This is a genomic window from Haladaptatus sp. DYF46, assembly GCF_021083305.1.
Taxonomy (GTDB): Archaea; Halobacteriota; Halobacteria; order Halobacteriales; family Haladaptataceae; genus Haladaptatus.
In genome coordinates this window covers 583,463-598,982 of sequence record NZ_JAJFAY010000002.1, presented here as the reverse complement: position 1 = coordinate 598,982, position 15,520 = coordinate 583,463, and the positions used below count along the sequence as shown (strand labels likewise).

Genomic DNA, 15,520 nt, shown 5'->3' with positions numbered 1-15,520 from the left:
GCGCACGACGCTTATTTATGGGGAGGTAGAACGGGTGAGTATGCGAGAGGATTTTCTCCTACTCAACCCGGGTCCGGTACCCCTCGCGCGCGACGTTCGACAAGTGATGAGCGAGCCGATGGTGTCACACCGCTCCGCGGAGTTCGAGTCGGTGTACGAGGACGCCCAAGACGGCCTCGATTACGTCTTCGAACGCTCTTCGCTCGACGGAACGCCGACGACGAACGGCGGTACCAGCCTCATCTTCAACGGGACGGCGACGATGGCGATGGAGGCCGCCGTCGCCAACCTCGCCGGTGAAGACGACGAAGTGGTCGCCGTCGTGAACGGCAAGTTCGGTCGGCGATTCAAGCGAATCGCCGACCGGTACGCGGACGTGACGCCGGTCACGTCCGAGTGGGGTCACTCCATAGACCCCGAGGCCGTCGCCGAGGCCGTAACGGACGACACGAAAGTCGTGACGATGGTCCACAACGAGACGAGTACGGGACTGGTGAACCCCGTCGCGGAAGTCGGCGAAATCGCGGCGGAACACGACGCCTACTTCGTCGTGGACGGCGTGACGTCCCTCGGCGGCGACGAGTTCCTCGTGGACGAGTGGAACGTCGATGTCGCGGTGACGGACGCACAGAAGGCCCTCGCGGCCCCGCCGGGAACGAGCGCGATGTACGCCACGCCCCGCGCACAGGAGGCATTCGACGGCGAGAGCGCGCCGTTCTACGAGGATTTGGACTGGCACCTTCGTAAGGCTGACTCCCATCAGACGCCCTTTACCAGCGCTGTGCCGCTGTTCCGTGGCCTCGCACTGGCCGTCGGCCACATCGAGGAGGAGGGCATGCCGGAACGCATCGCGCGCCATCGCCGACAGTCCGCCGCGTTCCGAGCGGCGTTCACCGCGATGGGGCTGTCGATGTTCCCCGAGCGAAACGACGCCTCGGAGTACTCGAACACCCTGACGGCGGTGTCGCTCCCCGTCGGCGTCCGGGAGAACCCGGACGACTTCTTCGACGCCGTGACCGAACGCGGCGCGAGCATCAGCGGCGGACAGGCCCACCTCGGCGGCGAGATATTCCGCGTGAGCAACATGGGCAACCTCTCGTCGGAGCAGGTCCTGCGCGGCGTTCGAACCATCGGCGAGGCGTTCCTCGACGTCGGCGAGGACGTGGACTTGGAGGCCGGTATGGCCGCCGCCCGCGAACAGCTTCGATAGAATTGACGGTGTAAGTCGGCCTTTTTTGAGACGGTGCGATGGCGTTCGAAGTATCGCCCGAGTTGCCCTACTCGTCCGGGAACGGAACGTCGATGAGGTCGCCGTCGTCGGGGGCGAAGATCTCGCCCTCGAACTCCGCGCCGGCCTCGTTCAGATGCGCGGAGACGTTTCCGGCGTAGCGCGAGGAGACGTGTGTGATGGCGAGTCGGGCCGCATCGGCGCGGCGGGCGACGTTCGCGGCCTGCCTCGCGGTCGAGTGAGCGGTCTTCTGCGCGCGGTCCTTTCTGTCGTCGGCGAACGTCGCGTCGTGGACGAGCAGGTCGGCGTTTTCGGCGGCCGAGACGACCTGCTCGGTGGGTCGGGTGTCGCCGGTGTAGACGAACCGGCGGCCGGGTCGCGGTTCGCCGACGACTTGCTCGGGGCGGACGACGGAACCGTCGTCGAGTTCGACGGGGTCCCCGCCGTGGAGCTGCTGGAACTTCGGGCCGACGGGGACGCCGAGTTCCTCGGCCCGTTCGCGGTCGAAGCGACCCTTTCGCTCGTCTTCGACCAGCGCGTAGCCGACGGAGTTCGCGTCGTGGTCCGTACGGAAGGCGCGGACCTCGTACTCGTCGCGGCGGACCGCGACCTCGCCGGGTGCGACCTCCGTGATGTGGACGGGGAACGACGGTTGGTGGCCCGCCGCGTGAACGAGCGCGTGGACGTCCTCCCCGGTTCCGCGCGGCGTGTATATCGTGAGCGGGTCGTCGCGGTCGTTGAAATCCCACGTCTGAACCAGGCCGGGGATTCCGAGGATGTGGTCGCCGTGAAGGTGCGTGATGAAGAGGTCGGAGACGGTGAACCCGGTTCCAAAGCGCATCATCTGGCGCTGGGTCCCCTCTCCGGCGTCGAAGAGCAGGCGGTCGCCTTCCCGGTTGACGAGGATAGAGCTCGGGTTTCGTTCCGTCGTCGGCACTGCCCCACTGGTTCCGAGGAAGGTAACGCGCATCGACATCTACCCGCAAATCGAAGGCCGACGATTAAACAGCCTTCGAAAGCGTCGCTGGTGCGTGTGGAAAGTGAGTGTTGTTCTCGTCGTCGTCGGACGGGCCGGTGCGCGAAGGAGCGACTTAACCCGTCGAATCGGCGTCTTAACCCGTGAACGGTGGACGCCGTTTATCGGTTATCTCGTCGTCAAATCGGTCGCGGAATGGGAGAGACATGACACGAATCCCGAGAACAGTGAGTGCTGTATTCGTGTCCCTTCTCGTCGTCTTCGCCGGCGGTGTTGCGACATCGCTAGCGACGTCGGGCGGAGGGGGGTCGAATACGGCATCTGAAACGCAGGTTACGGGCCTGAACGATGTGTCACAGATGAACACATCGGAGGCAAACGTAACGATAAACGACCAACAAAGTGACGGCGAGACGCTCGTCATCTCGTCCGTGACCATGCAAGAGGGTGGCTTCGTCGCCATCCACGACCAAAGCCTGCTCGACGGGAACGTCGTCGGCAGCGTGTTGGGCAACTCCGTATATCTCGAACCGGGGACGCACGAGAACGTCAGCGTGACGCTCGCGCGACCCATCAACGACACGGAGACGCTCATCGCGATGCCGCACATGGACACGAATTCGAACGGCGTCTACGACTTCGTTATCGGAAACGGCACCGTTGACGGACCGTACACCGCAAACGGCGAAGCCGTCGTCGACGACGCGCAGATTTCGGTGGGCGAGGAAGGCCCCGCGATGGGCAACGAGACGAACCAGACGGGACAGCAGTTCGTGTTCCGTATCGAATCGCTCTCCATCGCCGAGTGGTCGTTCGTGGTTGGTGACAGTACCCAACCCGACCGCACCGAAGTCGTGAGCGGCGTCGACTTGGAAGACGAGACGGTTCACGTCAACACGACCGAGCTGCTCCAGAACGGGTCGGCGTCGGACGTCGTCCAACGCGGACCGGACGTCTCACAGAGCGATGTGAACGACGTTGCGGAACAGGCCAACGCGACTTCGACGGACGACATCGATACCGTCCGCGTGGTACTCCGCGACATCACGATTCAGAACACGACGTTCATCGTGGACGCACCGCGGAACGTGAGCCTACCCAACCTCCCGCACATGCCGGGAGGACCGGGTGTTCCCGAACAACCGACGATGTCGAATCTGGACGCGGACGTCACGTTCGACAACCAGACCAGTGACGGACAGACGGTGACGGTCGATTCAGCTACCCTGTCGGAGGGTGGCTTCGTCACCATCCACGATTCGAGCCTCCTCGACGGCAACGTCGTCGGGAGCGTCGTCGGAACGTCGGAATACCTCGAACCGGGGACGCACGAGAACGTCAGCGTGACGCTCAACGAACCGCTGACCGAGAGCCAGACGCTCATTGCGATGCCGCACCTCGACACCAACGACAATCAGGTGTACGACTTCGTGACGTCGGGCGGCAGCGCTGACCTGCCGTACGTGGTGGACAACAACATCGTCGCCGACTCGGCGTACGTGACCGTCGAGAGCGGTGGCGGTGCGACGACCACGTCCACGACGACAGCAGCGCCCACGACGGGCACGTCGACCACGACGCAGGTCGGTGGCGGTGGAGCGGCCACGACCACCACGTCGGCGACCGGAACGACCACCACGAGCGGTTGTGGCTGTGCGAACACCACGACGGCGGCAGAAACGACGACACAGTCGACGAGTACGACCCAAACCACGGCCGCGCAGGGCACGTCGGCAGAGGGTACGACTACCACGACTCAAGCCGGAAACGCCACCGTGGAGAACGTCAGCGACCTCGGACCGTCGTTCTCGGTGAGCAACCTCGAAGCACCGTCGAACGCGACGGTCGGTGACACGATATCCGTCAGCGCGACCATCACCAACCCGACCAGCCAGCAACTCACGCAACCCGTGGACTTCCGGTTGGCGGGGACGGTGGTTCAGCGCCAGAACGTCACGTTGGACGCGGACCAGAGTACGACCGTTACCTTCGAGATTCCCACGACCGGTGTTGCACCCGGGACGTACCCGCACGGCGTGTACGCCCGCAACTTCGGTCAACTAGCGACGATAACGCTGGGGGCCGGTGAAAACGCGACGACAACGCTGGGGGCCGGTGAAAACGCGACGACTACGACGGGGACGACGACGCAAGCCGGAACCACGACGAGTGCAGAGACGACGAGTGCAGGAACCACGACGGCCGCATCGCAGACGACGACCGTCGAAAATGCGACGCAAGCGGAAACGACGACCAGCGCCGGAAACGAGACGACCCAGGCTGAAACGACGACGGTCGGAGCTGCGACGACCCAGGCCGAAACGACGACCAGCGCCGGAAACGAGACGACCCAAGCCGGAACCGCGACGAGCGCCGGAACCGACACGACGAACGCGAGCGTCGTCGCCTCGGTTCTCGACGCATTCGGGGACCTCGTATAACGTCCTCTGTCGTTTCTTTCGACGGGTGCGTTCATCAGCCGCTTTTTTCGCCGCGACGCAACCGACCGATTCTTGTCCGACGACTCCCTACCGATACCAAATGGAGTCGCCGCTGTGGACCGAAACGCACGCGCCCGCCCTCGCCGACCTGCCCCAACCGGAGGTACGCGACTATCTGGAGCGGGCGGTGAACGAGCCGATAAATCTCGTTCTTCACGGCCCGGAGGGGAGCGGGAAAACCGCCGCCGTGCGCGCATTGGCTCGCGAGGCACACGACGACCCGGACAACGACCTCGTGGAGATCAACGTCGCGGACTTCTTCGACCGGACGAAAAAGGAGATTCGTGACGACCCGCGATTTTCCAACTTCCTGCAGGGCCAGACCGAGTTTTCCAAACAGTACCGACGAGGCTCGGGCAAGAGGAAGTACAAGCGAAACTGGTCGAAACGGGAGATGATAAACCACGTCCTCAAGGAGTACGCCGGCTACGCGCCGTCGTCGGGGTCGTACAAGACCATCGTCCTCGACAACGCCGAGTCCATCCGCGAGGACTTCCAGCAGGCGCTCCGCCGCGTGATGGAACAGTACCACGAGACGACGCAGTTCGTCATCACCACGCGCCAACCGACGAAGCTCATCCCGCCCATCAAATCGCGGTGTTTCCCCGTCTCGATGCGCAAACCGACCAGCGGGGAAATCGAGACCGTCCTCCGGTCGATTTTGGACGACGAGGAGGTCGAATACGACGAAGGTGGGGTTCAGCTTATTTCCGGGTACGTGAAAGGCGACGTGCGGAAGGCCATCCTCTTCGCGCAGTTGCTGTACGAACAGGAGGGCCGAGTTCACAGCGAGGACTACGAGGTCATCCGCGAGTTCGGCATCAGCGGGCGTATCAACGACATGCTCGACAAGGCGGAACGGGGCGATTTCAACGACGCCCGCAAGGACTTGGACGACCTGCTCGTGGACGACGGCTACAGCGGCGAGGAGGTGCTCGAAGCGATCATGGATGCGTTCCGTCAGAACCGCTACTCCGGCGACGAACTCGCCGAACTGGTCGTCCTCGCGGCGGAAATCGACATGGACTTGGCGCGCGGAACGAGCGACCGGTTACAGATTTCACATTTGCTGGCCGAGTTGGGCGCGTAACGAAACTCGGCCGTTCCCTTTCCCGTTTTCTCCTACCGTCAGTCCACGTACGACGCGAGTATCTCTTTCGCCGTCTCGCCGAGGTGGTGCATGTCCTCCGCGGTCAAGTGGAACCTCGGTTCCCACTCCGAGAGTCCAAGGTAGTCGCTGATGACGAACATCGACCCCGCCTCCACGCCGCGGTAGTCGGCGACGGCGAAGACCGCCGACGCCTCCATCTCCACGGTGAGAACGCCCTCCTCGGCGTACCGACGGACCTCGGCCTCCGTCTCCCGGTAGATGGCGTCGATGGTCCACGAAGTCCCGGCGTGAAACCGGTCGTCGCGGCGCTCCAGCAGTCGCTTCGTCTCCGTCGTGAGCGAGTCGCTGGGGAACGCGTACTTCTCGGATTCGGCGTAGTGGTGTGAGGTCCCCTCGTCGCGTATCGCCTCCTCGCAGACGATGAGGTCGCCCATCGCTATCGACTCGTCGAGGCTGCCCGCGAACCCGACGGAGAGGAACGCTTCGACGCCGTCGGCGATCAAGTCGTCCATCAGCATCGCGGTGGTGGGTGCACCGATGCCGAAGTTGCCTACGACGCCGACGGTGTGGTCCGTGTCGGCGAAGGCGTAGCAGTCCCCGAAGTAGTGGTCGATGGCTCTCCCGTCGTGTGTTTCGACCAGATACTTCATCAGCGAACGACTGTAGACGAGGATGACCGCTTTCGGCGGCTTCTCCAATTCCTCGTCGCTCCGCTCAGTCTTGTACTCCGAACTCCGTTGCGGGGTGACGAGCGGCGTTGAATCGTGTTTCGTCGGGTGATTCGGAAACGGCATCTGTCTGCAAAACTACCGATAGCGCCGTGAAATACGTTTTGTCGCCGTGAGAAATGGTATCGAAGTAGTCGCTCTGTCGTCCCACCGAAACGGTCGTCAGTCCACGAGGCGTTCGATTTCCGTCACGAGGATGCCGCTGGCACCGAGTCCCTTGACCTCGTTGATGGTCTCGAACACGTCCCGCTCGTCGACGACGGTATGGACGGCGACCTTGCCGTTCCCCGCGATATCCATGACCGTCGGACCGCCGAGACCCGGCATCACGTCCCGAATCTCGTCGAGTTTGTCCTCGGGGGCGTTCATCATGAGGTAGCGTTTGCCCTCGGCCGAGATGACCGACTGGAGCGCCATCGTGACCTGTTCGACCTTCTCGTCGCCGACCATGTCCTCGCGGGCGAACAGCCGAACCGAACTCGACAGCACCTCGTCGATGATGCCGAGGCGGTTGACCTTCAGCGTCGTCCCGGTACTCGTGATGTCGATGATGGCGTCGGCCATATCGACGTGCGGAGTGAGTTCCGTCGCGCCCGACACCTCCACGATTTCGGGCGACACCTCGGTTTCGGCGAAGTACTGCTTCGCGACGTTCGGGAACTCCGTGGCGACCGTTTTGCCCGCGAGGTCGGTCACCTCCGTGATGTCTCCCTCCTCGGGTGCGGCCAGCACGAGACGGCACTGACCGTACCCCAAATCGAGGATATCGGAGACGTTGCCCGGGTTCGCCTCCTGCATCTGGTCGAGGCCTGTAATGCCGATGTCGGCGGCACCGTCGCTCACGTACTCCGGGATGTCGGCGGCCCGGGCGAACAACAGCGTCACGTTCGGGTCGACGGTGCTCGCGTACAGTTTGCGGTCCGCACCGTCCACGACATGCAGCCCGGCGTGTTCGAGCAATTCCATCGACGGGTCGTGCAACCTGCCCTTGTTAGGGACCGCGATTCGCATTATCTCGGCTTCGGTCGGCCAGACGGATTACTCTTGCTTTCCCGGTTCAAACTGCAAATTGTGCCACACCGTACCGTATCACGGCTGAATCCAGCAGAGTCATGCGAGGGGGCGAACTATTTCGGCCCATGACGACGCTCAAAATCTCCGGTGGGCGGGTACTGCGACCGGACATGACCGTCGAACGCGCGGACGTGCTGGTGGATCAGGACGACGGAACCGTTCTCTCCGTCGGCGACGTCGCGGACGCGGACGAGACGCTGGACGCGAGCGACGGCCTCGTGATTCCGGGGTTCGTAAACGCACACTGTCACGCCGCGATGACGCTCCTTCGCGGCTACGCGGACGACGAGCCGCTCGAAACGTGGCTCCGGGAGTCCGTGTGGCCCGTCGAGGCCGCTTTGACGCCCGAGGACGTGCGTGCCGGAACCGAACTCGGCGCGCTGGAGATGATACAATCGGGAACCACGGGCTTCGCGGACATGTACTTTGAGGTGGACCGAGTCGCCGAGGCGGTCGAGGAGGCCGGGCTTCGCGCTCGAATCGGTCACGGCGTCGTCACGATCGGAAAGGACGAGGACGCCGCACGCGAGGACTTCAGGACGAGTCTCGATATCGCCACGGAGTTCGACGGCGCGGCGAACGGCCGAATCACGACGGCCGTGATGCCCCACAGCCTCACCACGGTCGGCGAGGAGTATCTGGACGAGTTCGTCCCCGAAGCGCGCGAGGCGGGCGTCCCGCTCCACTACCACGCGAACGAAACGCGGGACGAGGTCGCCCCCATCGTCGACGAACGGGGGAAGCGACCGCTCGAATACGCCCGGGAGAAGGACATGACCGACTCGTCCGATTTCGTCGCCCACGGCGTTCACGTCAACACGACCGAAATCGAGTTGCTGGCGGAGACGGGCACCGCGGTCGTTCACTGCCCTGCCTCGAACATGAAACTCGCCAGCGGGATGGCCCCCGTGCAGGCGATGTTGGATGCGGGCGTCACGGTCGGAATCGGAACGGACGGCGCGGCGTCGAACAACGACCTCGACATGTTCGGCGAGATACGGGACGCGGCCATGCTCGGGAAACTCGCCGCGAACGACGCCAGCGCCGTCCCCGCCGAATCGGTCGTGGAGATGGCGACCCGCGGAAGCGCCACGGCGCTCGGGTTCGACAGCGGCCGGATCGAGGCGGGCGCGAACGCGGACCTCGCCGTCGTCGACCTCTCCGCGGCCCACCTCGTTCCCCACCACGACCTCGTGAGCCATCTCGCCTACGCTGCCCGCGGCAGCGACGTGAGACACACGATTTGTGACGGGCGGGTTCTCATGGAGGACCGCGAAGTGCTGACGCTGGACGAGGAATCGGTTCGTGAGACCGCGGAGGGGAAGGCACACGAACTGGTCGCGCGTGCGACCGAGTGACGGCGAACCCCGTTTTCGGTACCGTTTTGAACATCCTCGCCAATTTCGAAAGTATGGCAGACTATCCGCCCATCAGCGAGCAGTTGGACGATTTGGAGTCCGCTCGCGTCGAGGGGCACCGCAAGATGGACTGGGCGCGCCAGCACATGCCGATCATGACGACGATTCAGGAGGAGTTCGTCGCCGACAAGCCGCTTTCCGGCCAGCGAATCGGCATGGCGATGCACGTCGAGGCGAAGACCGCCGTTCTCGTGGAGACGCTCGCCGAGGGGGGCGCGGAAGTCGCCGTCACCGGATGTAACCCGCTCTCGACCCACGACGACGTGAGCGCGGCCTTGGACGAGCATCCGAACATCACCTGCTACGCGAAGCGCGGCGTCGACGACGAGGGCTACTACGAGGCCATCGAGTCCGTCATCGACCTCGAACCCACCATCACGGTGGACGACGGGATGGACATGGTCGCGGCCATCCACGAGGACCACCCCGAACTCATCGAAACCGTCGTCGGCGGGTGTGAGGAGACGACCACCGGCGTCCACCGACTCCGCGCGATGGACGCGGACGGCGCGCTCGATTACCCCGTCTTCGCCGTCAACGACACGCCGATGAAGCGCCTGTTCGACAACGTGCACGGCACCGGCGAGTCCTCCTTGGCGACCATCGCCATGACGACCAACCTCTCGTGGGCCGGGAAGAACGTCGTCGTCGGCGGTTACGGCTACTGCGGCAAGGGCGTCGCGAAGAAGGCGGCGGGCCAGAACGCGAACGTCATCGTCACGGAAGTCGAACCGCGCCGCGCCCTTGAAGCCCACATGGAGGGCTACGACGTGATGCCGATGGCCGAGGCCGCCGAAGTCGGCGACGTGTTCATCACGACGACGGGCAACCGCGACGTCATCACGGGAGAGCACTTCGAGGTCATGAAGGACGGCGTCCTCCTCGCCAACGCGGGGCACTTCGACGTGGAGGTCAACCTCAACGAACTCGCCGACCTCGCGGTCGCCGAACGCGACGCCCGCGACGGCGTCCACGAGTACGAGATGAAGGACGGCCGCCGACTCAACGTCATCGCGGAAGGCCGCCTCGTCAACCTCGCCGCGCCCATCGCGCTGGGCCACCCAGTCGAGGTCATGGACCAGAGCTTCGGCGTGCAGTCCGTCTGCGTCCGCGAGATGGTGGAGAACGGCGAGCAGTACGACGCCGGCGTCCACGACGTGCCGGACGAACTCGACAAGGAAATCGCGGAGATCAAACTCGACGCGGACGGCGTGGAGTTCGACTCGCTCACGGACGAACAGGAAGAGTACCTGGGTAGCTGGCAGCACGGAACGTAGTCGGGTCCGTTCGAAGCTTCGACCCGCTTTCGAGGACCCCCGCCGTGCCCGACCAAACGTTTTCTTCTCGACGGACCGACAGGGGAACCATGAGTCTCGACCACGTCGCGCCGGGCAACGACGAGGAGGAGGCGTATCTCGACGCGCTCTCGATGGCCTGTGACCACTACGACGTCGACGCCGAGTCGGAGTACGTCCACTTCTCGAACCCGGCGGTTCGGGTTCACTACCTGACCGCGGGCGACGGCCCGCCGCTCGTCCTCCTGCACGGCCTCGGCAGCACCTCGGCCGTCTGGTTTCCGCTCCTCGACGCGCTCACCGACCGCTTCACCGTGATCGCTCCCGACCGCCCCGGAAGAGGTCTCTCGACGCCGACGGATTACCGCGAGACGGACCTCCGGACGTTCGGCGTCGAGTACGTCGTGGACCTGCTGGACGAACTCGGAATCGAGGAAACGAGGGTCGTCGGCAATTCGCTCGGCGGATTTCAGGCGCTCGCGCTCGCCAGCGACCACCCGGACCGCGTAAAACGTCTCTGTCTCGTCGGCGCGCCCGCCGGTCTCTCGCGGAGCGTCCCGTTCGGTTTCCGACTGTTCGGCGTGCCGGTGGTCGGTCGCTGGCTGTTCGACTACTCGGAGGCGACGACGGTGGCGGACGCTCGGAGGACGAACCGCCAGATGAACGTCGAGGACGATTCGGCGCTCCCCGACTGCTACTTCGGCCCCGAGATTCGAACCGAAGCGGTGCCCGGTCAGCGCGAGAGCCTCTGGACGCTGTTGGAGTCGCTCGGGTCGGTTCGCGGAATGGCCCCTCAATTCGACCTCCGGGACGACCTCCCGACCGGAGTTCCGACGCGGTTCGTCTGGGGGACCGAGGACTACTTCTGGAAACCGGCGGTCGGCCGTCCCGTCGTGGGTGAGATGGGGAACGCCGACATGGTGGTGCTGGACGGCTACGGACACGTTCCGTGGCTCGAACCGGGCAACGCCGCCGAAGAAGCGACCGTGGCGTTTCTGACCGCCGACGAGACGTGAACTCGCGAACCACATTCACCGCGCTATCGGCCGTTTTATTGCCCGCCCCCGCCGACCATCGACCGAACACATGGCGAATCGGAAAGGCGACAGACGGGAGCGCGAACTCGTCAACAGACTGGACGACGCGGGCTTCGCGGTCATGCGCGCTCCCGCCAGCGGGGGTGCGACCCAGCGCGAACTGCCGGACGTGCTGGCCGGAAACGGGACGGTTTTCTACGCTATCGAGGCGAAATCGAGTTCGGGGGACCCGATCTATCTCACGGGGGAGGAAGTCGAAGCCCTCGTTTACTTCTCGCAGAACTTCGGCGCGAAGCCCAAGATCGGCGTTCGGTTCGACCGGGAGGACTGGTACTTCTTCCACCCGGCGGACGTTCACCAGACGAAAGGCGGCAACTACCGAGTGAAGAAGGAAACCGCGCTGGATGAGGGCGAGTCGATGGACGACTTGTGGAAAGCGGACAACGACGAGGGGTCGAAACACGGCGTCTCGGACGTCCTCCACGCCGTCGAACAGGGCGTCCTCTCGGTGGAGGAGGCGACGGAAATTTTGGAGTAGCAGAGAACGCTACGGGACTCGTTCGGGTCGTGGTGCGTTTTCGTATTTCAACAACTCCTTCGGTTTCTCAATCTGTTCGTAGATGGTTTGGAACGTTTCTTCGGCACGGAGGACGTTGTGACGGTCGAGAAATTCTCGACCCGCGTCGGTGAGTCCGTAAAACGTATGCGGTAAATCACGGCGGCGTTCCCCTGCCGGAAGGCGCACCGCACGAACGATGCCGTGGTCGCGGAGTACTTTGAGATGGGTGTGAACCGTACTCTCGCTCTTGCTGGGGTTGACCATCGTTAGTTCGTTGAACGAAGGGAGTTGTTGCGGATGGCCGAGAATGTTCTGAAGAAGGGTAAACCGAGTCTCCTGAGTGATGGCGTGGAGGGTCTCCCGTTCCGACTCGATTGTGGCGTCCCCAGTATCGATACTCATACAGGAGTATCGTTCATGGTTGGACGTAACTGTTTCGGCGTGAATCGAATCGATTGTGACCGAAAGGGTTGTGAGATGACGGTATCCCCGAAAGAGGTATCATTCCCGCTACAGCTAATTCGATAATCGATTCGATGAATAAATCATTTGACTTCCGGATCTGTCGAGAAATGTATGACCACGGATTCCGATACGCTCCCATCCCTCACCGAAATTTCGGAGAAAGCAACGGAATATCTTCACGATGAGACGCTGTCGCTCGAAGACTACGAGAATCTCTCGAACGCGATTAGCGAACTGACTCCTCTCGTCCGAACGGGTTCAACGTATTTCGTCCTCGGTAGTTATGGACGGGAAGAAATTCGACGCCTTCAACTCGTCAAAGACAGGTTCAACCGTCGTCCGAACAGCTATGCATTTCTGATGGTCGATGTCCGTGGGGAGTGGAAAAACGGCGTGTTCAAATTTCGTGTTCTCGCGGATTTTTCGGATCACATCGTCGGTGTCGTGGAACACGACCAGAGCGGATTTCTCGTCGAACAAGGGCTGTTCGTCGCCGAAGAGTCCTACTTCGAGAAAACGCACGTCCTCCAGCGGACGTACAGTGACGAATGGCCCTACAGTTGGATGCAAGAAAGCGTCTTCGAACTGCTTGAACGCGATGGACGGCTCTACAGGTGGGAAGACGAGGACGAACTTTCGAAAACCACGGATAAAATACCGTAGTTCGACTACTCCGCTTCCCGAAAGTCGGTCAGTTCCGACTGGTCGCCCGGACGCTCGGGACGCTGGAGTCGCGAGCGCGGGAACGAGTAGCGCCGAACGTGCCGCGCTTCGACCTGCTCGGGTCGAAGCCCCGACGGAATCGGGTAGAGCACTTCGACGACCGGGTCGTCCGCGGGGTAGCCCTCGTTCGCCGGGTACGTCGCGACGGTGCAGTCGCGGCCCGGAACCTCGACTTGGTCGGCCCGGTGGTCCGTCATTCCGACGACCACCAGCAGGTCGCCGGTCGCGCGGTCCACGACGGGTTCGCCGGGTTGGAGTTCGCAGTGGTCACAGTAGTGCGGTCCCGCGGCCGCCGTCTTCTCGTCCACGAAGATGACGGACTGACAGCGGGCACACTCGACTGCTTCCTTTCCCGGCGGCGGGGCGCGACCCTCGTTGATTTCGATGGCGACCCGGCGGAGGTGCTTACACCGAACGCCCCGCATCATGTGGTCGGGGCAGGTACAGCGCCCGCCGAGCAGGTCCACGAAGTACGTGTTGTCGCTCTGGCTTTCGACTTCGTACAGTCCGCCACCGAGCGGCGTGACGGACATGCGCTCCGCTCTGGCACGTTGCGAGCGAGGATTCATCTCCTCGGTCTCCGCCAGTGGAGCCAGCGATACTTTTCCGGAAGCGGCTGTGTCTATCATGGGTGCTTCCTCCGACGTGAAACCGAACGACGAAAATCGACTCGTTCCGGCCACTCAGCGCCGGTTTCGACGTATTACCGTACGTGCCGAGCGACCCTAAGGCTTTCACCCGTCGACGCGAGTCTTCGGGTTGCTCGCCCCGCGGAACGCCGGTAATGGCTCGTTTCCGTGTCGAGGGAACGTTCCCCCTCTTCGGGAACCGTCCGTGACGTTCGCGTTCGGTGTCGATTCCCCGCTGAAACGGCGTACATCCCGCGAACGCGGAGAAATTCGGACGGCGACTTCGAAGCGGAGAACTTTTGACGCAACCCCGGAAAACGAAGAGCATGAATCTCGAGGACGACACGGTCCGCGACATCGTCGTCTCCGTCGTGTCGGTCGGCGTCTTTATCGTAGCGATGTTCGTCGTGGGGTCGCAGTTCGAAAGCGGCGGGATCACCGGCACTGGCGCGCTCGAAATGGTCGGCGTCATCACGCTCTTCGTCCTCGTCATGACCGGCGTCGGCTTCTGGCTGGCGAATCAACACTGACGTTCGAACCGACTCCGACAGATCGTACCGATCCGTATCGATCGCCCGATTTCTACCGGTCTCGCCAATCCGTCGCGGTTCCGTTTTCGTCCAGCGCATCCTCGTAGTAGACGAGCGGATGCGTCACCGTCTCACAACGCTGGTCCTTGTTCACGCAGTCGCCGTACGCTTGGAGCGTCGCGCAGCTCGGCGGCGCGAACTGCGTCGTCCGTTCGTCCCGGAGTCGTTCGATTCTGGCGCGGAGACGGTCCCCCCGTCCCGACGATCGGACTTCACAGAGCGAGAGGATTTCGTCGGCGTCGAGTCCGATACTGGTGAGAAACGAGACCAGCGTGAACTCGGAGTGTGCGGGAAGCGTCTCCGCGTCGCGTGCCCGCGAGAGGAGCGCCGTCATGCACGGCGGGAACAGCTCCGGGACCAGCGTGTCGATGTCGTGAGAGAAGTCGGCGTCGGTGAACGACGATTCCAGTTCCGAGAGTTCTTCGGCGAGTTCCTCGCCGATTTCATCGGGAACGGAAAGCGGGAGGTCCGCGGCGATGCGCGTCTCCACCGCCGTTCGAAGCAGTTCGTGTAGTTCTCCCTGCGAGACGACCACAACGCCGTCTTCGAGTTGGCGCGTGACGAGTCGCCATCCGTCCCCGAACTCACCGACGAGCGAGATGTAGGTCGAAACGGCGACGCCGAACCCGTCCTCGCGCGTCGTGATGTCGCCGGCGAGGTCGAAATCGGCGAGGAACGCATCGAGCGTGAGCGACGCTCCCTGCGTACTCCTCAGTCCGTCGTCCGGCGTCTCGAAGTCGGCGGTGAACCGTTCGTAGGCCGTCGTCGCCTCGGCGTTGGCGTACTTTTCGACAGCACCCGGCGCGTCGAGGAGCGAGACCAGCATCCGGGCGATGGGATAGGAGAGCACCTCCGCCGTCGTCGCCCACCGTCGGCCGTCGTCCGGCGCGCGCACGGTTCCGTCGAGGAGTGCTCGACGCACGCGCTCCACGCCGCGTTCGACTGCCGGGTGGCGGTCGCCCTCCCCCGCGATGACTTCCGCGAGGTCGAGGTTCGCGTCCCGAACCGCCTCACGTGCGGACGCGAGGAACGGGTATCGGGCGTGAAGCGAGTTCATTAATCGACGTTACGAGCGATGCCCGATAAACGCGACGGTCGGCGGTAACGGTGCATTTCCCGCCCCCGGTTCGCGGGAAATGCCGCGTTTCCTCGATTCGGTCGAATCCAATCACCTATTACCGACGCG

15 protein-coding genes are annotated in these 15,520 nt (G+C 63.5%); 9 read left to right on the top strand and 6 right to left on the bottom strand.

Features of this window, described 5'->3' with window-relative positions; all coding sequences use genetic code 11:
• The first annotated feature begins 40 nt into the window (after nt 1–40).
• Nucleotides 41–1,210, top strand: a complete 1,170-nt coding sequence (locus LJF34_RS14250) for an alanine--glyoxylate aminotransferase family protein (protein WP_231185719.1) — start codon at nt 41–43, stop codon at nt 1,208–1,210.
• A 67-nt stretch (nt 1,211–1,277) separates the two neighbouring features.
• On the opposite strand, the gene rnz is transcribed toward LJF34_RS14250, so the two are convergent.
• Complete coding sequence (gene rnz / locus LJF34_RS14245; protein WP_231185717.1) at nt 1,278–2,204, bottom strand: ribonuclease Z; 927 nt, start codon at nt 2,202–2,204, stop codon at nt 1,278–1,280.
• Nucleotides 2,205–2,563: 359 nt separating this feature from the next.
• Here rnz and LJF34_RS14240 point away from each other — a divergent pair, with 359 nt between their 5' ends.
• Nucleotides 2,564–4,645 carry a hypothetical protein gene (locus LJF34_RS14240; protein WP_231185715.1) on the top strand — a complete coding sequence of 694 codons (2,082 nt, stop codon included), beginning with the start codon at nt 2,564–2,566 and terminating at the stop codon, nt 4,643–4,645.
• 100 nt (nt 4,646–4,745) lie between these two features.
• Nucleotides 4,746–5,795: an AAA family ATPase gene (locus LJF34_RS14235; protein ID WP_231185713.1), complete on the top strand. Its 1,050-nt coding sequence runs from the start codon at nt 4,746–4,748 to the stop codon at nt 5,793–5,795.
• Between the two features lie 38 nt (nt 5,796–5,833).
• Here LJF34_RS14235 and LJF34_RS14230 read toward each other — a convergent pair whose 3' ends face one another.
• Together LJF34_RS14230 and hisG are read right to left on the bottom strand one after the other, a co-directional pair.
• Nucleotides 5,834–6,610 (bottom strand): nucleoside phosphorylase, encoded by a 777-nt coding sequence (locus LJF34_RS14230; RefSeq protein ID WP_231185710.1) that lies wholly within the window; start codon nt 6,608–6,610, stop codon nt 5,834–5,836.
• Between the two features lie 96 nt (nt 6,611–6,706).
• Nucleotides 6,707–7,555, bottom strand: a complete 849-nt coding sequence (hisG, locus tag LJF34_RS14225; protein ID WP_231185708.1) for an ATP phosphoribosyltransferase — start codon at nt 7,553–7,555, stop codon at nt 6,707–6,709.
• A 128-nt stretch (nt 7,556–7,683) separates the two neighbouring features.
• Here hisG and LJF34_RS14220 point away from each other — a divergent pair, with 128 nt between their 5' ends.
• The 4 genes from LJF34_RS14220 (at nt 7,684) to hjc (ending at nt 11,906) form a co-directional block, all read left to right on the top strand.
• Nucleotides 7,684–8,976: an amidohydrolase gene (locus LJF34_RS14220; RefSeq protein WP_231185706.1), complete on the top strand. Its 1,293-nt coding sequence runs from the start codon at nt 7,684–7,686 to the stop codon at nt 8,974–8,976.
• 53 nt (nt 8,977–9,029) lie between these two features.
• Nucleotides 9,030–10,313 carry an adenosylhomocysteinase gene (locus LJF34_RS14215; RefSeq protein WP_231185704.1) on the top strand — a complete coding sequence of 428 codons (1,284 nt, stop codon included), beginning with the start codon at nt 9,030–9,032 and terminating at the stop codon, nt 10,311–10,313.
• A gap of 89 nt (nt 10,314–10,402) precedes the next feature.
• Nucleotides 10,403–11,347 (top strand): alpha/beta hydrolase, encoded by a 945-nt coding sequence (locus tag LJF34_RS14210; protein WP_231185702.1) that lies wholly within the window; start codon nt 10,403–10,405, stop codon nt 11,345–11,347.
• 70 nt (nt 11,348–11,417) lie between these two features.
• Entirely contained in the window at nt 11,418–11,906 is a 489-nt protein-coding gene (gene hjc / locus LJF34_RS14205; RefSeq protein ID WP_231185700.1) for a Holliday junction resolvase Hjc, read from the top strand.
• Nucleotides 11,907–11,915: 9 nt separating this feature from the next.
• Here hjc and LJF34_RS14200 read toward each other — a convergent pair whose 3' ends face one another.
• Nucleotides 11,916–12,329: a winged helix-turn-helix domain-containing protein gene (locus LJF34_RS14200; RefSeq protein ID WP_231185698.1), complete on the bottom strand. Its 414-nt coding sequence runs from the start codon at nt 12,327–12,329 to the stop codon at nt 11,916–11,918.
• Between the two features lie 174 nt (nt 12,330–12,503).
• On the opposite strand from LJF34_RS14200, the gene LJF34_RS14195 reads away from it, so the two are divergent.
• The gene (locus LJF34_RS14195) at nt 12,504–13,055 is read left to right on the top strand and encodes a hypothetical protein (protein WP_231185696.1); all 552 of its coding nucleotides are present in this window, start codon (nt 12,504–12,506) and stop codon (nt 13,053–13,055) included.
• Between the two features lie 5 nt (nt 13,056–13,060).
• Here the strand turns inward: LJF34_RS14195 and LJF34_RS14190 are convergent, their stop codons facing one another.
• Nucleotides 13,061–13,744, bottom strand: a complete 684-nt coding sequence (locus LJF34_RS14190) for an SWIM zinc finger family protein (protein ID WP_231185694.1) — start codon at nt 13,742–13,744, stop codon at nt 13,061–13,063.
• A gap of 326 nt (nt 13,745–14,070) precedes the next feature.
• On the opposite strand from LJF34_RS14190, the gene LJF34_RS14185 reads away from it, so the two are divergent.
• Entirely contained in the window at nt 14,071–14,274 is a 204-nt protein-coding gene (locus LJF34_RS14185; RefSeq protein WP_069450295.1) for a transporter, read from the top strand.
• 52 nt (nt 14,275–14,326) lie between these two features.
• Here LJF34_RS14185 and LJF34_RS14180 read toward each other — a convergent pair whose 3' ends face one another.
• On the bottom strand, nt 14,327–15,391 hold the full coding sequence (locus LJF34_RS14180) for a DNA primase large subunit PriL (RefSeq protein ID WP_231185692.1): 1,065 nt from the start codon (nt 15,389–15,391) through the stop codon (nt 14,327–14,329).
• Between the last annotated feature and the right edge of the window lie 129 nt (nt 15,392–15,520).